This is a genomic window from Streptomyces sp. NPDC001204, from assembly GCF_053598035.1.
Map to the genome: position 1 here is coordinate 114,815 of NZ_JBSFJL010000012.1, position 19,327 is coordinate 134,141.

Annotated in this window: 16 protein-coding genes and 1 tRNA gene; 6 read left to right on the plus strand and 11 right to left on the minus strand. The window is 69.0% G+C overall.

The window, feature by feature from the left end; all coding sequences use genetic code 11:
* Positions 1-79: 79 nt before the first annotated feature.
* Together ACWC91_RS18765 and ACWC91_RS18770 are read right to left on the minus strand one after the other, a co-directional pair.
* Positions 80-1,417: a hypothetical protein gene (locus ACWC91_RS18765; protein ID WP_450640989.1), complete on the minus strand. Its 1,338-nt coding sequence runs from the start codon at positions 1,415-1,417 to the stop codon at positions 80-82.
* A gap of 233 nt (positions 1,418-1,650) precedes the next feature.
* The gene (locus ACWC91_RS18770) at positions 1,651-1,779 is read right to left on the minus strand and encodes a DLW-39 family protein (RefSeq protein ID WP_003999697.1); all 129 of its coding nucleotides are present in this window, start codon (positions 1,777-1,779) and stop codon (positions 1,651-1,653) included.
* Between the two features lie 338 nt (positions 1,780-2,117).
* On the opposite strand from ACWC91_RS18770, the gene ACWC91_RS18775 reads away from it, so the two are divergent.
* Positions 2,118-2,471 carry a DUF6344 domain-containing protein gene (locus ACWC91_RS18775; RefSeq protein ID WP_281154620.1) on the plus strand — a complete coding sequence of 118 codons (354 nt, stop codon included), beginning with the start codon at positions 2,118-2,120 and terminating at the stop codon, positions 2,469-2,471.
* Between the two features lie 181 nt (positions 2,472-2,652).
* Positions 2,653-3,900: an MFS transporter gene (locus tag ACWC91_RS18780; protein WP_225076556.1), complete on the plus strand. Its 1,248-nt coding sequence runs from the start codon at positions 2,653-2,655 to the stop codon at positions 3,898-3,900.
* Between the two features lie 106 nt (positions 3,901-4,006).
* Here the strand turns inward: ACWC91_RS18780 and ACWC91_RS18785 are convergent.
* From ACWC91_RS18785 to dnaA, 9 genes are all read right to left on the minus strand, one after another.
* A tRNA-Ile gene (locus ACWC91_RS18785) sits at positions 4,007-4,083 on the minus strand.
* A 133-nt stretch (positions 4,084-4,216) separates the two neighbouring features.
* A complete protein-coding gene (locus ACWC91_RS18790; RefSeq protein WP_450640991.1) occupies positions 4,217-4,960 on the minus strand; it encodes a DUF3566 domain-containing protein in 744 nt (247 codons plus the stop codon).
* Positions 4,961-4,978: 18 nt separating this feature from the next.
* Positions 4,979-7,573 carry a DNA gyrase subunit A gene (gene gyrA / locus ACWC91_RS18795; protein WP_450640992.1) on the minus strand — a complete coding sequence of 865 codons (2,595 nt, stop codon included), beginning with the start codon at positions 7,571-7,573 and terminating at the stop codon, positions 4,979-4,981.
* Between the two features lie 42 nt (positions 7,574-7,615).
* The gene (gyrB, locus tag ACWC91_RS18800) at positions 7,616-9,697 is read right to left on the minus strand and encodes a DNA topoisomerase (ATP-hydrolyzing) subunit B (RefSeq protein ID WP_141359849.1); all 2,082 of its coding nucleotides are present in this window, start codon (positions 9,695-9,697) and stop codon (positions 7,616-7,618) included.
* Between the two features lie 373 nt (positions 9,698-10,070).
* Entirely contained in the window at positions 10,071-10,607 is a 537-nt protein-coding gene (locus tag ACWC91_RS18805; protein WP_225076451.1) for a DUF721 domain-containing protein, read from the minus strand.
* On the minus strand, positions 10,604-11,725 hold the full coding sequence (recF, locus tag ACWC91_RS18810) for a DNA replication/repair protein RecF (protein ID WP_225076450.1): 1,122 nt from the start codon (positions 11,723-11,725) through the stop codon (positions 10,604-10,606). Before recF ends, ACWC91_RS18805 begins: the two co-directional genes overlap by 4 nt.
* Before the next feature lie 53 nt (positions 11,726-11,778).
* Positions 11,779-12,654 carry a phosphogluconate dehydrogenase (NAD(+)-dependent, decarboxylating) gene (gene gnd / locus ACWC91_RS18815; RefSeq protein WP_450640993.1) on the minus strand — a complete coding sequence of 292 codons (876 nt, stop codon included), beginning with the start codon at positions 12,652-12,654 and terminating at the stop codon, positions 11,779-11,781.
* 162 nt (positions 12,655-12,816) lie between these two features.
* A complete protein-coding gene (gene dnaN, locus ACWC91_RS18820) occupies positions 12,817-13,947 on the minus strand; it encodes a DNA polymerase III subunit beta (RefSeq protein ID WP_225076449.1) in 1,131 nt (376 codons plus the stop codon).
* Positions 13,948-14,785: 838 nt separating this feature from the next.
* Positions 14,786-16,777, minus strand: a complete 1,992-nt coding sequence (gene dnaA, locus ACWC91_RS18825) for a chromosomal replication initiator protein DnaA (protein WP_450640994.1) — start codon at positions 16,775-16,777, stop codon at positions 14,786-14,788.
* 377 nt (positions 16,778-17,154) lie between these two features.
* On the opposite strand from dnaA, the gene rpmH reads away from it, so the two are divergent.
* From rpmH to yidC, 4 genes are read left to right on the plus strand one after another with little or no spacing between them, the layout of a single operon-like run.
* Complete coding sequence (rpmH, locus tag ACWC91_RS18830) at positions 17,155-17,292, plus strand: 50S ribosomal protein L34 (RefSeq protein WP_003956500.1); 138 nt, start codon at positions 17,155-17,157, stop codon at positions 17,290-17,292.
* 21 nt (positions 17,293-17,313) lie between these two features.
* Positions 17,314-17,685, plus strand: coding sequence for a ribonuclease P protein component (rnpA, locus tag ACWC91_RS18835; RefSeq protein WP_225076447.1), 372 nt, complete (start codon positions 17,314-17,316; stop codon positions 17,683-17,685).
* Positions 17,682-18,035 carry a membrane protein insertion efficiency factor YidD gene (gene yidD / locus ACWC91_RS18840; protein WP_225076446.1) on the plus strand — a complete coding sequence of 118 codons (354 nt, stop codon included), beginning with the start codon at positions 17,682-17,684 and terminating at the stop codon, positions 18,033-18,035. The genes rnpA and yidD overlap by 4 nt, the downstream gene beginning before the upstream one ends.
* Before the next feature lie 3 nt (positions 18,036-18,038).
* Entirely contained in the window at positions 18,039-19,319 is a 1,281-nt protein-coding gene (gene yidC / locus ACWC91_RS18845; RefSeq protein ID WP_281154622.1) for a membrane protein insertase YidC, read from the plus strand.
* Positions 19,320-19,327 lie beyond the last annotated feature (8 nt).

A 19,327-nucleotide genomic window follows, 5' to 3' on the forward strand; every position in this document is an offset into this window, starting at 1 on the left:
CCCGCCGGGCCGATCCCGGCCGGGTCCCGGTCCCCCTGTTCCCTCCCGTCCCTCCGCCCCTCCCGTCCCTCCCGCCGCCCTACCGGGCTTCGGCCCTGCGCCGGGCAAGCACGGTCCACACCCCGAGGACGGCCAGCAGGACCGTTCCCGCGCCGATCCCGCCGACGGCGAGCGCCCGGAGTGCCGCGGAGCCGTCCGCCGCCCCGGCCGGGGTCGCGGCGGCCCGGTCGTGGGCGGTGACCTCGAAGAGCCGGCCGGGCTCGGACCGGCCCGCGTAGTCCGGTCCCGGCTGTGCCGTGCCGTCCACCCGCACACGCAGGATCAGCCCGTAGGGCCCCTCGCCGAAGGAGTCGGCGGTCTGGGCGGCGAGGTGCACGACCAGGTAGTGGAGGCCGGCGAACCGCATCCCCTTGACCTGGTCGGCGAAGCCGTTGCGGTTGGCGTGGGCGACGGGCGGCAGGGGACCGAGGACGGCGGACGTCTGCCGGCCGGTGTATCCGGCGTACGCCTCCTCGACGTATCCGCGTACCGGGTTGTAGAGCGACAGGGTCAGCGCCCCGCTCACGTAGCCGCTGCCGCCGCTGGAACTGCCCAGTTCGACGATGGCGTTCGGCTGCTGTCCCCAGTCGACCGGGACCTTGTAGAAGAGCGTCTGGCCGGGCCGGATCCGGGTTCGCCACACGCCTTGCCCGACCGTGCGCGCCGCGACGAACCCGGCGCCGCCGGCCCGTTCGACCACCTGGCCGGTGACAGGTTCGGGCGAGGCGGAGTTCCAGGCCTCGGGCGCGCTGGTGGCCCCGGTGCGTTTCAGCGGCGGTTCCGAGACGGCGGCGAGTTCCAGGGGCCAGACGTCGGACGAGGATCCCTTGGCGCCGACGCGTTCGACGAGCACGTAGTACGCCCCGGCGCCCTGGCACAGGCTGCGCCCGGAGGAGACCTCGCGCGCGCCCCACGCGGCGATGGGGTGCGGACTGCGGCTCGGGCCGAAGCGAACGGCCTGCAAGGAGCAGGGGGCGCCCTGGGCACTCTGCACCGAGATCCTGAGGCCGTCGGTGGCGGCGACCGTGGTGCCGGGTCCGGGCACCGCCGTGACGGAGACGTAGGCGGTGGAGGTGGCGTCCAGGTCGAGGCGGTAGTAGAGCTTGCCGCTGCCCGGCAGGGAACTCCTGTAGGTGTGGCCCGGCTCGAGGCGTGCGGCGTCCGTGGTGCTCGCGGCTCCGGTGACGGACCGGGCGCCTTCGGTGAAGGCGTACGGGTCCGGTTCACCGGCCGCGAACGCGCTCGGGCCGGGGACGGCCGCCGCGAGGCACAGCGCCGCCGCGGCCGCGCCCAGGCGCCCGGCGAGCTTGTGCGAGGGATGCCGGCCGCGCCGGAGGCACCCTGCCCTCGCCTGCCGTCCCGCCCCACGCCGTACCATGCCGCGCCACCCCTCGCGTTCCGTCGCTCCGGACGTCGCCCATCCTGCCCCGAGGGCCGCTACGCCATCCGCGCATTCCCCAGGCGCGTACGCAACACCGGCCTCAGGAGCGACGCCTACCCCACCTTCCACGACCCCGCAACACGGGGCCCGGCCCGGCCGGTTCGGGGGACCACAACACAAAACCCCGACCGCTACGGCGGTCGGGGCCTGCTCAGTTCGGGAATCAGTGCTCACGAACCCGTGGGCACGGAGTCAGTCGCCTCCGTCCACAGATCCTGCTCGGCGCGATCCGCCTGGATCTGGCGGTACACGAGGAGCCCGCCGATGGCGGCCAGTGCGACCAGGAGAAGCTTCTTCACCGCGCGACCTCGTCTTTCCTTGACGTAGGGGACCTCTGGCGCCCGACTATACACACCGGCCGATACCGATCGGTGACCTGCGTCGGCTGTCAACTGCCGTGCGCGTGAGCGCAATAGACGCGGACGAAACCGCTCTCGATCGGAGGGTGATCGCACCCGCACGGACGGTGACTTTGGCCACCCTCCTCCCGGCTTCGCACCTTTTCACCGCTCATGAGCCCATCCGAGTGGTGTTCATCCGAAGATCGCTGCGCCACGGGCGTCGGTCCACCACTTCGCGACGCTCATACACATGATGAGCAAAGTACGCAAATCGCCCAACCCGAAAGTGAGGGGCCATGGACCAGCACAAGGTCATCAAGCTGTGGACCGCCATCGTCACCGCCTTCCTCGCGCTCTGCACGGCGCTCGGACTCATCACCACGACCGCCTCCGCGGCCTCGGCCGCACCGCAGCCCGAAACGGCGCCCAAGAGCACCGCACCGGTGCCGGCACAGACGACGACGTCCTTGTCCAGTCCCCACACCCGGTCCCTGCCTCCCACGATGCAACAGCGCATCCGCGCCGAGGCCCACGGAAGGACCCCCGGCTGCCGCCACCGCCCGCCGACCGACGCCTTCTCCCTCGCCGCCGAACCCCGATGCCTCCCGGCCGAACCGCCGGCCCGCCCGACCATCCCCCTCCAACGCTGACAGTGCCGCACCGGCCCGGCCGGTGCCACCACCAGCACCCATGACGTAACGGCGATTCGCGTACAGCACCTGCCGCATACGCGAAGCTCCCCGGTCATCACGATCGGGGAGCTTCGCCTGCGTGGATATCCGGTCTTGGGACACCCTGTGCTGCGCGACCGCGCATAGTACGGTCCGCCGAGTGAATCCCCGTGCATCTCTGTCTGTCCTGGGAAACCGGCCATTCCGGCTCTTACTGCTGGCCAGGCTGATCTCCGTGAGCGGATCGGCCATGGCTCCCGTGGCGCTGGCCTTCGCCGTTCTTGGGTTCAACGCCCGGCCCGCGGCGCTGGCGACCGTGCTGGCCGGCAACACTCTTCCTCAACTTGTGCTCCTGCTGGTCGGTGGCGTTGTCGCGGACCGGTTCTCCCGCCGCGGCCTGATCGTGGTCGGCAACCTGGCGGCCGGACTGGCCCAGGCCGGCGTCGCGCTCCTGATCGCCACGGGTGCGGCCAACACCACGCGGGTGGCGCTGCTGGCCGCTGTTACGGGCGGCGCCAATGCGCTGATGACCCCGGCAATGAACAGCCTGCTGCCCCAGCTGGTGGACGCCCGGCAACTTCAGGAGGCCAACGTCCTCGTGCGGCTCCCCACCAACATCGTCAGGATCGCCGCTCCTGCCCTGGGAGGCGCCCTCGTCGCTCTGATCGGCCCGCAATGGGTCCTCAGTTGGGACGCCGCGAGTTTCGCCCTCGCGGCGCTGCTGTGCGCGTTCCTGACCATCGCCGGGACAGCGAAACCCGGTCCGGGCGCCTCCGTGCTGCACGACTTCCGCACCGGCTGGCGGGAGTTCGCGCAGCGTTCCTGGCTCTGGTCCTACACCCTCTCGGGCACCGTCGTCGTGGCCCTGTGGCTCGGCAGCTACCAGCTACTGGGCCCTGTCGTCCTGGACCGTACCGACCTGGGTGCCGCGGCCTGGGGGACAGTGCAGGGCAGTTTCGCTGTCGGGCTCGTTCTCGGTGGCCTCATCGCCCTCCGCTGGAAGCCCGACCGGCTCATGATCGCGTGTGTGGCCACCGGCCTCCCCCTGGCGTTGCCACTCGTGATACTCGCGACCGGACCTCACCTTGTCGCCCTGGCAGCATCAGCAGCCGTGGCCGGAATCGGGCTCGACCTGTCGATCGCCTACTGGAACACCGCGCTGCAGCAACAACTCCCGACAGACGTCTTGGGCCGAGTCACCTCTTTCAGTTCCATCGGAGAACTCATGGCTGTTCCCCTCGGATACGTCATCGTCGGCCTGACCGCTACCTCCACCGGCACGACTCCCGTCCTCCTGACGAGTGCCGTCCTCATCTTCCTGGCCTCGATCGTTCTGTTTGCCGTGCCCAGCCAGTGGACGATCCGCCGCCTGCCCACGGAGGCAACGGCGCAGCCGGCCACGGCATGACCGCGACTTGGAAGTCAGGGGAGCCAGGACGCTCCGGGCCGCAGCCGGTCTCTTCGCCTGAACCCACAAAAGACCCCCAACCATGATCGGTTGGGGGTCTTCTCGCTGGTGGGGCTAACAGGATTTGAACCTGTGGCCTCATCCTTATCAGGGATGCGCTCTAACCAACTGAGCTATAGCCCCGCCGCGCTCTGCGGTGTGTGTCCCGCGCGCTGACTCCTGAAGATTAGCGCACGAGGGGGGCAGTCCCAAAATCGGTTGTCGGAGGACCGTCAGCGGACGTTCCGCGACACCGGCGCAGGCGCGGCCGGTCCGTCTACTCGTCCTCGGCCAGCGTCAGCTCGACGCCGCCGACGAAGCCCGCGGAGAGGTTGTAGATGAACGCTCCGAGGGTCGCGAGGGCGGTCGCCAGCACCACGTCGATCACGGCGATGATCGACGTGAACATCAGCACGTGGGGAAGGGACAGGAAGGACTGGAGGTCGAAGCCGTTCGACTCGTTGGAGCCAGTGGCCTCCGAGATCGTCCCGCCGACCGTGGAGAACACGCCCATCGTGTTCATGACCATCCACAGCACGGCGGACGCCACGATCGTGCAGATGCCCAGGGCGATGGAGAGCAGGAAGCTGACCTTCATCACCGACCACGGGTCGGCCTTGGCCACGCGCAGCCGGGCCTTGCGGGTGCGCGGGGCGGTACGCACGCCCGTGCGCGGCCGGCGCACCGCCTGGGAGGCGGGCTCGGCCGACTGGTAGGCCTGCGGCGGGTGGTACGGCCCGGAGGGCTGCTGCGTCTGCCGCTCCCCCGGCAGCGGAGAGCCCGCCGCCTGCTGACCGGCCGCGGCGTTCGCCTGCTGGGCCTGCGGGCCTCGGGTGTCCGTCACCGTTCCCCCCTGGGATCCGTGAGTGTGGGGCGTGTGCGCATCGGTCGCGGGCGACTTGATCGCTTGCAGATTGGTCGTATGCGTGTCCGTCGCAGGCGCGGCGGAGCCACGGCCGCCGCCGTCCGCTCCTGTACCCGTGGAGGTACCGGCCGATCCGGCGCCCGTGGCTCCGCTCACGATGACTCTCTCCTCGTGCTACTCGGCCGAGGGCACCTCGCCCTCGTCCGTGCCGCTGGTCGCGGCCCCCTCGACGGTCTCGTCCACGGCCACGTCGCCGTCGACTTCCTCCGCCTCGCGCCCCGCCTCGGCGTTACGTGCGATACCGACGACGGCATCGCGCTTCCCCAGGTTGATCAGTTGGACGCCCATGGTGTCACGGCCCGTCTCCCTGACCTCGTTGACTCGCGTACGAATCACACCGCCCGAGAGCGTGATGGCGAGGATCTCGTCGGTCTCCTCGACCACCAGCGCCCCCACGAGCGAACCGCGGTCCTCCACGATCTTGGCGGCCTTGATGCCGAGGCCGCCGCGACCCTGGACGCGGTACTCGTCGACTCGGGTCCGCTTGGCGTACCCGCCATCGGTGGCAGTGAACACGAACGTACCGGGTCGAACAACATTCATCGAGAGCAGTTCGTCGCTCCCGCGGAAACTCATGCCCTTGACACCCGAGGTGGCACGGCCCATCGGACGCAGAGTGTCGTCGGAGGCGGTGAACCTGATCGATTGCGCCTTCTTGCTGATCAGAAGCAGATCGTCATCTGCGGAGACCAGCTCGGCCCCGATCAGTTCGTCATCGGAACCGTCCTCCTGCTCGCGCAGGTTGATCGCGATGACACCACCGGAGCGAGGCGAATCGTAATCCTTCAGAGGCGTCTTCTTGACCAGGCCAGCCTTGGTGCCGAGCACCAGGTAGGGCGCCGCCTCGTAGTCGCGGATCGCGAGGATCTGGGCGATCGCCTCGTCCGGCTGGAAGGCCAGCAGGTTGGCCACGTGCTGGCCACGCGCGTCCCGGCCGGCGTCCGGCAGCTCGTAGGCCTTGGCCCGGTAGACCCGGCCCTTGTTGGTGAAGAACAGCAGCCAGTGGTGCGTGGTGGAGACGAAGAAGTGGTCGACGATGTCGTCTTCCTTCAGCTTCGTGCCGCGCACACCCTTGCCGCCGCGCTTCTGGGCGCGGTAGTCGTCGGTCTTGGTCCGCTTGATGTAGCCGCCGCGGCTGACCGTGACGACGATGTCCTCTTCGGCGATCAGGTCCTCGATGGACATGTCGCCCTCGTAGGGGATCAGCTTCGTCTTGCGGTCGTCGCCGAACTTCTCGACGATCGCGGCCAGCTCCGCGCTGACGATCCCGCGCTGGCGGACCGGCGAGGCGAGGATCTCGTTGTACTCGGTGATCTTCGCCTGGAGCTCGTCGTGCTCCTGGACGATCTTCTGGCGCTCCAGGGCGGCCAGACGACGCAGCTGCATCTCGAGGATGGCGTTGGCCTGGATCTCGTCGATCTCCAGCAGGCCCATCAGGCCCTCGCGCGCGACCTCGACGGTCGCACTGCGCCGGATCAGCGCGATGACCTCGTCGATGGCGTCCAGGGCCTTGAGCAGGCCGCGCAGGATGTGGGCGCGCTCCTCGGCCTTGCGCAGCCGGAAGCGGGTCCGGCGGACGATGACCTCGATCTGGTGCGTCACCCAGTGGCGGATGAACGCGTCCAGCGACAGGGTGCGCGGCACGCCGTCGACCAGCGCCAGCATGTTGGCGCCGAAGTTGGTCTGGAGGTCGGTGTGCTTGTAGAGGTTGTTCAGGACGACCTTGGCGACCGCGTCCCGCTTGAGGACGATCACAAGGCGCTGACCGGTGCGCGAGCTGGTCTCGTCGCGGACGTCCGCGATGCCGCCGATCTTGCCGTCCTTCACCAGGTCGGCGATCTTCTGCGCGAGGTTGTCCGGGTTGACCTGGTACGGCAGCTCCGTGACCACCAGGCACTGGCGGTTCTGGATCTCCTCGACCTCGACCACGGCGCGCATGGTGATCGAGCCGCGACCGGTGCGGTACGCCTCCTCGATGCCCTTGCGGCCGACAACGAGCGCTCCGGTGGGGAAGTCCGGGCCCTTGATCCGCTCGATCAGCGCGTCGAGGAGCTCCTCGTGGGAGGCCTCCGGGTTCTCCAGGTACCACTGGGCACCGGAGGCGACCTCGCGCAGGTTGTGCGGCGGGATGTTGGTCGCCATGCCCACCGCGATACCGGCCGAGCCGTTGATCAGCAGGTTCGGGAAACGGGACGGCAGGACGGTCGGCTCCTGGGAGCGGCCGTCGTAGTTGTCCGTGAAGTCGACGGTCCCCTCGTCGATGTCGCGGACCATCTCCATCGACAGCGGCGCCATCTTGCACTCGGTGTAGCGCATGGCCGCCGCCGGGTCGTTGCCCGGCGAGCCGAAGTTGCCGTTGGAGTCCACCAGCGGCATCCGCATCGCCCACGGCTGCGCCAGGCGGACCAGCGCGTCGTAGATCGAGGAGTCGCCGTGCGGGTGGTAGTTGCCCATGACGTCGCCGACGACGCGGGCGCACTTGTAGAAGCCGCGCTCGGGGCGGTAGCCGCCGTCGTACATGGCGTACAGGACGCGGCGGTGGACGGGCTTGAGACCGTCCCGGACGTCGGGCAGCGCACGCGAGACGATGACGGACATCGCGTAGTCGAGGTAGGAGCGCTGCATCTCCGTCTCGAGCCCGACGGGCTCGACACGCATGGCGAGGTCGCCGCCCTCTTCAGGGGTGACTGGAGTGTTCTCGTCGGCCATTGCTGGTGAGGATCCTTCCTGGTTCGGTCAGCTGAGACCGACTCAGATGTCGAGGAAGCGGACGTCCTTGGCGTTGCGCTGGATGAACTGGCGGCGGGCCTCGACGTCCTCGCCCATCAGGACCGAGAACAGGTCGTCGGCCTGGGCGGCGTCGTCGAGGGTGACCTGGCCGAGCACCCGGTGCTCCTGGTCCATGGTGGTCACGCGCAGCTCCTCGGCGTTCATCTCGCCGAGGCCCTTGAAGCGCTGGATCGAGTCCTCCCGCACCCGCTTGCCGCGCTGGCGGCCCAGCTCCAGGAGCGCGTCGCGCTCGCGGTCGGAGTACGCGTACTCGACGTCCTCCCGGCCCCACTTGATCTTGTAGAGCGGGGGGCGGGACAGGAACACGTGCCCGGCCTCGACCAGGGGCCGCATGAAGCGGAACAGGAAGGTCAGCAGCAGGGTGTTGATGTGCTGGCCGTCGACGTCGGCGTCCGCCATCAGGATGATCTTGTGATAGCGGAGCTTCTCGATGTCGAAGTCCTCGTGCACACCAGTGCCGAACGCGGAGATCAGCGCCTGGATCTCCTGGTTCTGGAGGATCTTGTCGATCCGCGCCTTCTCGACGTTGAGGATCTTGCCGCGGATCGGCAGGATCGCCTGGTACTCCGGGTTGCGGCCGGACTTGGCCGAGCCGCCGGCGGAGTCACCCTCGACGATGAAGATCTCGCACTTGGTGGGGTCGTTCGACTGGCAGTCGGAGAGCTTGCCCGGCAGGGAGGCGGACTCCAGCAGGCCCTTGCGGCGGGTGAGGTCGCGGGCCTTGCGGGCCGCCACACGCGCCGTGGCCGCCTGGATGCCCTTGCGGATGATGTCCGCCGCCTCGACCGGGTTGCGGTCCAGCCAGTCGTTCAGGTGTTCGTAAACGGCCTTCTGGACGAAGGTCTTCGCCTCCGTGTTGCCCAGCTTGGTCTTGGTCTGGCCCTCGAACTGCGGCTCGCTCAGCTTGACCGAGATGATCGCGGTCAGACCCTCGCGGATGTCGTCGCCCGTGAGGTTGTCGTCCTTGTCGCGCAGCAGCTTCTTGTCGCGCGCGTACTTGTTGATCAGGCTGGTGAGGGCCGCGCGGAAGCCCTCCTCGTGCGTACCGCCCTCGTGCGTGTGGATGATGTTCGCGAAGGAGTACACGCCCTCGCTGTAGCCGCCGTTCCACTGCATGGCGACCTCGAGGGACAGGCTCTTGTCCTTGTCCTCGGCCTCCAGGTCGATGACCGTGGGGTGCACCACCTCTCCCTTGCGGGAGTTGAGGTACTTCACGAAGTCGACGATGCCGCCGTCGTAGCGGTAGACGACGGCCTTGACCTCGTCCTTCTCGTCCGCTCCCGCCTCGTCCGCGCCGGACGTGGCCTTCGCTGACTCGCGCTCGTCGGTGAGCTTGATCGTCAAGCCCTTGTTGAGGAACGCCATCTCCTGGAAACGCCGCGACAGCGTCTCGAAGGAGTAGTCGGTGGTCTCGAAGATGTCCGGGTCGGCCCAGAACGTCACCGAGGTTCCGGTGTCGCCGGTCTCCTCGTGCTGGGCGAGCGGGGCCGTCGGCACGCCCAGCTTGTAGTCCTGCGTCCAGCGGTGGCCGTCGGTCCTGATCTCGACCGACACCTTGCTGGACAGGGCGTTCACGACGGAGACGCCGACGCCGTGCAGACCGCCGGAAACCGCGTAACCACCGCCGCCGAACTTGCCGCCCGCGTGCAGCACGGTCAGCACGACCTCGACGGCGGGCTTGCCCTCGGACGGGACGATGCCCACGGGGATGCCACGGCCGTTGTCGACGACGCGGACGCCGCCGTCGGCGAGGATCGTCACGTCGATCGTGTCCGCGTGCCCGGCCAGTGCCTCGTCGACGGAGTTGTCGACCACCTCGTACACGAGGTGGTGCAGGCCACGCTCACCGGTGGAACCGATGTACATGCCGGGTCGCTTGCGGACCGCGTCCAGGCCCTCGAGCACGGTGATCGCGCTGGCGTCGTAAGAGGCCGTGACCTCACCGTTCGAGGATGCGGCCCCGTTCACGCCGGCTTCGGTGGACGGGATGTTCTCGTTGGGGTTGCCGGAATCGGCCACGAAGCGCCCTTTCTGGCACAGCACGAGCCGGGCTCGTCGGCGGGTTGCCGGAGCGGCTGCGGCATGTTGCGTTGGTAAGCCTTGCTCAGCGTTGCTCAGCTTGTCCCGGACGGTCCCCACGATTGGGGCGGGATTGCCTTCCAGTCTACCGGTAGCGCTGACAGTGATGGGGGTTTGCCGGTACCTGAGTACGCATGTGGCGCCCTCAACCGGTCTTGGCCGGGTCCCGATATGCACAAGGGGGCTCCAAGAGGCTCACAGCGGCACTCAGCGCTTCCGGACGTCAACACTTCGCTACTCCCGGGTCAGGTCGGGATTCGCAAGGGCGTGCGGTTGTACGAAGGACGGCCGTCATGGGCCCGGAGACGACCACCGCAAACCCGTCGTGTGACGTCTGTCACCCATAGGTGTCGCCGGGGCCCGTGCTGCCCGGCACCCGCAGCGGACCGTACCTGCGGCCGCCACCGCCCGGCCCGAAGACCTTGATCGTCCGCACCGCGCCGTGCCCCAGGTCCTCGTTGAGCCGGGCCACCAGCGTCGGAGCGAGCAGACGCAGGTTCGTCGCCCACGCCGTCGAGTCGCAGCGCACCGTCAGCACCCGCTCGTCCTCGTCGTACCGGTCCGGCACGCAGTGCTTGGCCACATCCGCCCCGACGATCTGCGGCCAGCGCCCCATCACGCCGCCCACCGCGGCCGGCGCCTCCCAGCCGCGCTCGGTGATCAGCCGGTTGATCGCGGCGCCGAGAGCCATGGGATCACGGCCGTCGGCCCGCGCACCGGAACGCAGACCACCGCGCCGTGCCTGCCGGCGCTGCTGCGCCACGTCCCCACGCGCGCGTGCCGCCTCCTTCGCCGCGCGCAGCGCCACGCGTGCGAGGTCGACGCCCGACGGCTCGGGCGCCTTCCCCCGGCCCGGGTCCCGCTCGCCGCTCATACGCGCTCCACCGTTCCGTCCGACACGGCGAACCGCGTACCCGTCAGCACGTGCGGCACGTCGTCGTCGACCGCGGCGGTCACCAGGACCTGCTCACCGGGCGCCACCAGCTCCGCCAGCCGCTCACGGCGACGGGTGTCCAGCTCCGCGAAGACGTCGTCGAGGATCAGCACCGGCTCATTGCCCTCCGCGCGCAGCAGGTCGTACGACGCCAGACGCAGTGCCAGCGCGAACGACCAGGACTCCCCGTGGGAGGCGTACCCCTTCGCCGGCAGCTGACCGAGTCTGAGCACCACGTCGTCCCGGTGCGGCCCCACCAGCGTCACGCCCCGCTCGATCTCCTGCTTGCGGACGTCCGCGAGCGCGGCCATCAGCTGGGCGAAGAGATCCTCACGCGTGTGTGCCTCGCCGGGCGCCGACGGCTTGTACTCCAGCACGACCGGACCGCCGCCGGGAGCCAGCTGCTCGTACGCCTTGTCCGCCAGCGGCTCCAGCGCGCCGAGCAGGTCCAGGCGCTGGGCGAGCAGTTCGGCGCCCGCCCGCGCCAGATGCTGGTCCCACACGTCCAGCGTGGACAGGTCCATCGAACGGCCACCGTGCCGACGCGCCAGCGCGGCCGACTTCAGCAGCGTGTTGCGCTGCTTGAGCACCCGCTCGTAGTCGGAGCGCACCCCAGCCATGCGTGGAGAACGCGCCGTCACCAGCTCGTCGAGGAAACGCCGCCGCTCCCCGGGATCGCCCTTGACCAGGGCCAGGTCCTCGGGCGCGAACAGCACGGTGCGTACGATCCCCAGCACATCCCGCGGCCTGACCTGCGAGGACCGGTTGATACGGGCGCGGTTGGCCCGGCCGGGGTTCAGCTCCAGCTCGACCAGCTGCTGCCGCTCGCCCTGCCGCACCTGCGCCCGGATCACCGCACGCTCGGCGCCCATGCGGACCAGCGGGGCGTCGGAGGTGACCCGGTGGCTGCCGAGCGTGGCCAGGTAGCCGATCGCCTCGACGAGGTTCGTCTTGCCCTGGCCGTTGGGGCCGACGAACGCCGTGACACCCCGGTCGAGCGGAACCTCGGCCCGGCCGTACGAGCGGAAGTCGGCCAGCGACAGATGCGTGACGTGCATGGTCGTTCGCCGACCTCCCCCGGCGTTGCGGACCGCTCAGGCGGTCCGGTGGACTACTTCTTCTCCACGGCGTGACCGCCGAACTGGTTGCGCAGCGCGGCGATCATCTTCATCTGCGGCGAGTCCTCCTGGCGCGAGGAGAACCGCGCGAACAGCGAGGCCGTTATCGCGGGCAGCGGCACGGCGTTGTCGATGGCGGCCTCCACGGTCCACCGGCCCTCGCCGGAGTCCTGCGCGTAGCCCCTCAGCTGCTCCAGGTGCTCGTCCTCGTCGAGGGAGTTCACCGCCAGGTCGAGCAGCCAGGAGCGGATGACGGTGCCCTCCTGCCAGGAGCGGAAGACCTCGCGGACGTTCGCCACGGAGTCGACCTTCTCCAGCAGCTCCCAGCCCTCGGCGTAGGCCTGCATCATCGCGTACTCGATGCCGTTGTGGACCATCTTGGCGAAGTGGCCCGCCCCGACCTTGCCGGCGTGCACCGCGCCGAGGTCGCCCTCCGGCTTGAGCGCGTCGAAGACCGGCTGCACCTTGGCGACGTTCTCCGCGTCGCCGCCGTACATCAGCGCGTAGCCGTTCTCCAGGCCCCACACGCCGCCGGAGACGCCGCAGTCGACGAAGCCGATGCCCTTGGCGGCCAGCTCCTCCGCATGCCTCTCGTCGTCCGTCCAGCGGGAGTTCCCGCCGTCCACGACCACGTCGCCGGGCTCCAGCAGCTCGGCGAGGGCGTCGATCGTGCCCTGGGTGGGCTCGCCTGCCGGGACCATGACCCAGACCACGCGCGGGCCGTGGAGCTTGCCCACAAGCTCTTCCAGGCTGTGGACATCGGCGAGGTCCGGGTTGCGGTCGTATCCGATGACGGTGTGGCCTGCGCGGCGGATCCGCTCGCGCATGTTGCCGCCCATCTTGCCGAGGCCGACGAGACCGAGCTCCATCAGTTGCGTTCCTTAGGTTTCACGACGTGACGTTCCGGCACTTTCGTACCTGCGTCCGAGCCTAGACCCGGACGCTCGCGCACATCCGTGGGCATAAGCGCTCATGCGTATGCCCGGACCTGAGGTCGCCACCTGCGGAAACGCGCCCGGCCGTCAGCCGGCTCAGCCGCTCAGCCGTACCGGCATGATCAGGTACTTGTAGGCCTCGTCCGCCTCGGCGTCCACCGCGGGCTTGCCGCTGAGCAGCGCCGGCTTGGTGGACGTCGTGAAGGACAGCTGGGCCACCGGGGAGTCGATCGCGCTGAGGCCGTCCAGCAGGAACGTCGGGTTGAAGGCGATCGAGATGTCGTCGCCCTCCAGCTGCGCGTCGACCCTCTCCACAGCCTGTGCGTCGTCGCTGGAGCCGGCCTCCAGGATCAGCACGCCCTGCTCGAAGCTCAGACGCACCGGGGTGTTGCGCTCGGCGACCAGCGCCACGCGCTTGACGGCCTCCACGAAGGGGGCAGTCTCGATGACGGCCACGGAGTTGAACTCCGTCGGGAACAGGGTGCGGTACTTCGGGAGGTCGCCCTCCAGCAGACGCGTGGTCGTACGCCGCCCGGCACCCTCGAAGCCGATCAGGCCCTCACCGGAACCCGAGCCGGACAGCGCCAGGATCACGCTGTCGCCGCTGGTCAGCGCCTTGGCGGTGTCCAGCAGGGTCTTGGCGGGCACCAGGGCGACCGCGGAGGCGTCCGGGTTCTCCGGCTTCCACAGGAACTCGCGGACCGCGAAGCGGTAGCGGTCGGTGGAGGCCAGCGTGACGGTGTCGCCCTCGATCTCGATACGGACACCGGTCAGCACGGGCAGCGTGTCGTCGCGGCCGGCCGCGATCGCCACCTGCTGCACGGCGGAGGCGAAGACCTCGCCGGGAACCGTGCCCGTCGCGTTCGGCATCTGCGGGAGCGCCGGGTACTCCTCCACAGGCAGGGTGTGGAGTGTGAAGCGCGAGGAGCCGCAGACCACCGTCGCCCGTACACCGTCTGTGGAGATCTCCACCGGGCGGTTGGGCAGGGCGCGCGAGATGTCGGCGAGCAGGCGACCGGAGACGAGGACCGTGCCCTCCTCGTCGACCTCGGCCTCCACGGACACGCGCGCGGAGACCTCGTAGTCGAAGCTGGACAGGCTCAGCTGGCCGTCCTCCGCCTTGAGCAGCAGGCCGGCGAGAACAGGCGCCGGCGGACGGGCCGGGAGGCTGCGTGCCGCCCAGGCCACTGCCTCCGCGAGTACGTCGCGTTCCACCCGGATCTTCACCGTAAGCCGCCTCCTGCTGTTGCTACTGAGTCCTCCGACTCGGTGTCGCCGCCCACTGGGACGGGAAGGACACCGGGGACCAGTCTGACGCACGGCACTGACAGTAGGCGCCTGTCGGGGTCAAGTCGCTCCGAGGGGCGGTCGGGCTCGAGAGCTCGAGTTGTGCACAGGCCCCGCTTCGAAACGGATTCCGCACTCTCTCTAGTCGGGAGTAGTAGTAGGTCCTGTGGATACCGTGGATAACCACGTTTGCCCAGCTCAGCGCGGGAATTTTGTCCACTGGCCCTGTGGGTGGGACCGGTGGACAACCGGGCGTCTCTGTGGAGAACGGGAAGTTCTGCACACCCCGCCCACAGCCCGAGGGCAGTTCTCCCCAGCTGCGTCCCCAGGTTTACCCACGTTTCCCACACGGCAATCGCGCACCTTGGTGTGACGGCTTTCACTCGACGCGGTGACCGGGGGCGTCGCGTTGCCGAACAGTGGACAGGGGTGTGGAGAAGCAGCCGATCACTGGGGACAACGGTCTCCAGCCTGTGGGTTGCCGGTGGACAACTTTGGCCGCGGCCTGTGGATCACTGCTTCGTCCACAGTCTGTGGAGAGTGTTCGTCCACGATTCCACAGGCCCCTGAGCTGGTGTGATGGTGTTCCGACCACACAGCCTGTGGAAGCGATCTGGACAACTTCCCAGTCCCCAGGATGTGGACGGAAGAAAGTCGCCGAATCTGTGGAGGACGGCCGTAACCCGGTGCGGATTCGAACAGCGGCGGACGCCACAACGACTCAGGGCGCCCCCGGGATCCGCTCCCGGAGGCGCCCTGAGCGCCGCTCCGCGTGTTCTCAGCCGTTCTTGATGCGGTTGGTCAGCTCCGTGACCTGGTTGTAGATGGAGCGCCGCTCGGCCATCAGCGCGCGGATCTTCCGGTCGGCGTGCATGACGGTCGTGTGGTCGCGGCCGCCGAACTGGGCGCCGATCTTCGGCAGCGACAGATCGGTCAGCTCACGGCACAGGTACATGGCGATCTGGCGGGCGGTGACCAGGGCCCGGCCGCGCGAGGTGCCGCACAGGTCCTCGACGGTGAGGCCGAAGTAGTCGGCCGTGGCCGCCATGATGGCCGTCGCCGTGATCTCCGGGGCCGAGTCCTCGCCGCCGGGGATCAGGTCCTTCAGGACGATCTCCGTCAGGCCCAGGTCCACCGGCTGCCGGTTGAGCGAGGCGAACGCCGTCACCCGGATCAGCGCCCCCTCCAGCTCGCGGATGTTGCGCGAGATCCGGGAGGCGATGAACTCCAGCACCTCCGGCGGGGCGTTCAGCTGCTCCTGCACCGCCTTCTTGCGCAGGATCGCGATACGGGTCTCCAGCTCGGGCGGCTGGACGTCGGTGATCAGGCCCCACTCGAACCGGTTGCGCAGCCGGTCCTCCAGGGTCACCAGCTGCTTGGGCGGCCGGTCGCTGGAGAGCACGATCTGCTTGTTGGCGTTGTGGAGGGTGTTGAAGGTGTGGAAGAACTCCTCCTGCGTCGACTCCTTGTCCGCGAGGAACTGGATGTCGTCGACGAGCAGGATGTCCATCTCGCGGTAGCGCTTGCGGAAGCTGTCGCCCTTGCCGTCGCGGATGGAGTTGATGAACTCGTTGGTGAACTCCTCGGAGCTCACGTAGCGCACGCGGGTGCCCGGGTACAGGCTGCGCGCGTAGTGGCCGATCGCGTGCAGCAGGTGGGTCTTGCCGAGTCCGGACTCCCCGTAGATGAACAGGGGGTTGTACGCCTTGGCGGGTGCCTCGGCGACGGCGACCGCGGCCGCGTGCGCGAAGCGGTTGGACGCGCCGATGACGAACGTGTCGAAGAGGTACTTGGGGTTCAGGCGCGCGGTCGGCTCGCCGGGGCCGGCCGCCGGTGCGGGCTGCGCGGCCAGCGGGCCGGGGGCGCCGGTGGTGGGCAGGTTCGGGCCCACCGGGCCGCCGCGGTGCACGTGGCCGGAGCCGGCCGTCGGTTCCGGCGGCTCGCGGTGGCCGGCGTCGCGCTGGTCGTAGTCGCGGGCGTCGTACTCGCCGCGGGACGGGTCGTAGTCGGAGCGCGGCTGGTCGTACGGCGGGCGCTCCATCGACGGGGACCGGTAGTCCTGCGCGTAGGAGTCCTGGGCAGGCGGATACGCGTCCTGGCGGCCGTATCCGGTGTCCTGCGGGCCGTAGGGGTCCTGGGACGGCGAGGCGTAGGGGTCCCGCTCCGGGAAGCCGAGCCGTTGCTGCTGCCACCCGTAGTCGTCCTGGTGGTGACGCGGCCAGGCGCCGGGCTCGGGACGCTGGTACTCGGCGTACTCCGACGGATAGGCGGGGCGGGCGGTCGGGAGCTGGTCGCCGCCGTCCGCCGGCTGCGGGCCCGTGCGCGGGGGCGGCAGATGGTCGCCCTGGGCGCCCGGGAACTGGTCGGGGCGGGCGGGACGGTGGATGTCCGCCCGGCGCCGGCCGTAGCCCTCGTAGCCGCCGCCATGGCCCGTGGGCAGCTCCTGGTCCTCGTAGCGCGCCGCCGGTGCGGGCGCGGGGGCCTGGGGCTCGCCGACGGAGCTGTCGACGGTGATCGCGATCCGGATCGGGCGGCCGCACTCACGGCTCAGCGTCTCGCTGACGACCGGGGCGAGGCGCCCTTCGAGTACGCCCTTGGCGAACTCGTTCGGTACGGCGAGCAGCGCGGTGTCCGCGACCAGCGCGAGGGGCTGGCAGCGCCGGATCCAGTGTTCGTCCTTCGTCTCGACGCCCTGTCCGCGTCCCTCGCCGAGAAGCTGCTCCAGAACTCGTGGCCACACTGCGGCAAGATCGGCAGGTACGTCAGCCACAGGGCACGCTCTCTCGCAGGTCCCGCGACCGTGTGGTGCGGGACGGGTCGGTATCTAAAACGGGTGGGGCGGGGGACATGGGAACGAATCGGAGTCCAGTCACGGTAGTCAGGGCCACGGGTGCGGTTCAAGTCGTTGTCCCCAGGCTGTGGACAGTGTCTCTCGGAGGCGGCTGGTTTGACCGAATGGCGTAGCCGCGCGTACCGTGACCAGGTCGAGTTGTCGATGGCTGCTGCCGCCTGCCTCCGAATGGCACAGATCGCGTCATAGGGTGATCGGAAAGCGGTGCACTCGGGCGTTACTGCGAGCTGATCGTGGGCGCACGGTGACAGCCAGGACGGCACCCCGCCACTACTGATTCTTTCTGGAGCCCCCGAGTGAGCAAGCGCACCTTCCAGCCGAACAACCGTCGTCGCGCGAAGACCCACGGCTTCCGGCTGCGTATGCGCACCCGTGCCGGCCGCGCGATTCTCGCGTCCCGCCGCAGCAAGGGTCGCGCCCGTCTGTCCGCCTGATTCCGGTCAGGTCATGACATCGTGCTGCCCACCGAGAACCGGCTGAGGCGGCGCGAGGACTTCGCGACCGCGGTACGGCGAGGGCGTCGCGCTGGACGCCCGCTTCTCGTCGTCCATCTACGTAGCGGTGCCACGGACCCGCACGTGCCAGGGGAGAGCGCTCCCCCGTCACGTGCGGGTTTCGTCGTGAGCAAGGCGGTGGGTGGCGCGGTCGTCCGCAACGCGGTGAAGCGCAGACTTCGCCATCTGATGCGTGACCGAGTCGCCTTGCTGCCCCCCGGTAGCCTGGTAGTCGTACGAGCGCTGCCCGGTGCGGGCGACGCCGATCACGCACAGCTGGCCCGAGACCTGGATGCCGCCCTTCAGCGGCTGCTGGGAGGGGGCACGCGATGAAGTACCCGCTGTTGGCTCTGATCAAGCTGTACCAGTGGACCATCAGCCCGTTGCTCGGGCCGGTGTGCAAGTACTACCCGTCGTGTTCCCACTACGGCTACACGGCCATCGACCGGCACGGTGCGATCAAGGGAACCGCGCTCACCGCGTGGCGCATCCTGCGGTGCAATCCGTGGTCGCTCGGCGGTGTGGACCATGTCCCGCCGCGCAAGCGTCCGCGGTGGCACGAAATGCTGCGTGACGCCTGGCGTGCGCGCAGGGGCGGGCCCTCCGCCGCCGAAACGGCCACCGACGGGAAGATGCCGGCGGTCCCGGCCGCAGAGACCTCGCCCCATGCCCAAGGAGCATGATTAGTGGACACGATTGCCAGCCTCTTCAGTTTCATCACCTGGCCCGTCTCCTGGGTCATCGTCCAGTTCCACACGGTGTACGGGGCGATCTTCGGGCCTGACACCGGGTGGGCCTGGGGCCTGTCCATCGTGTCCCTGGTGATCCTGATCCGTATCTGCCTGATCCCGCTCTTCGTGAAGCAGATCAAGGCGACCCGGGCGATGCAGACGCTCCAGCCCGAGATGAAGAAGATCCAGGAGCGCTACAAGAACGACAAGCAGCGCCAGTCCGAAGAGATGATGAAGCTGTACAAGGAGTCGGGTACCAACCCGCTCTCCTCGTGCCTTCCCATCCTGGCGCAGTCCCCGTTCTTCTTCGCCCTGTACCACGTGCTCAACGGCATCGCGACGGGCAAGACGATCGGCGTCATCGACGATCAGCTGCTGGCCAGTGCCCGTAAGGCGCACATCATCGGGGCGCCGCTCGCCGCGAAGTTCATGGACAGCACCGACAAGGTCGCCGCGCTCGGCGCCTCGCTGACCGACGTCCGTGTGGTGACCGCGGTCATGATCATCCTGATGTCGGCGTCGCAGTTCTACACGCAACGCCAGCTGATGACGAAGAACGTCGACACGACGGTGAAGACGCCGTTCATGCAGCAGCAGAAGATGCTGATGTACGTCTTCCCGGTCATGTTCGCCATCTTCGGTATCAACTTCCCCGTCGGCGTCCTCGTCTACTGGCTGACCACCAACGTGTGGACCATGGGCCAGCAGATGTACGTCATCCACAACAACCCGACCCCGGGTTCCAAGGCGCAGGCCGCCTATCTGGAGCGGCTCTTCAAGCACGTCTCGCACCATGGCAAGACCCGCAACCGGCGTGAGAAGGCCATCGTCAAGGCGATCGTCGTCAAGGGCCGGGACCGCAACGAGTTCGAGCGCAAGTTCATCAACGGACTGAACAAGACGGGTCTCGCGGCCCAGTCCGACGGTTCCGTGGTGAAGAGCGACAGCGCCGCCGTCGCGCAGGCCGAGGACGGTACGACCACCACCACCGCCACCGCCACTGCTCCCCGGCGCCAGCAGCCCAAGCGGCAGTCCAAGTCGCAGCGTCAGGGTGGTACGAAGCCGGCCGGTGAGGCGACGGAGTCTCCGTCGCTGACCAAGTCCGACGAGCCGGAGGACGCTTCGGCCGCAGCCGGCAAGAAACCCGCCTCGAAGCCAGGCAACGGCGCCCGCAGCAAGGCCCAGTCCGGACAGCGCAAGGGTCCGCAGCGGCCCAAGTCCCCGTCCAAGAAGTAAGAAGGAGC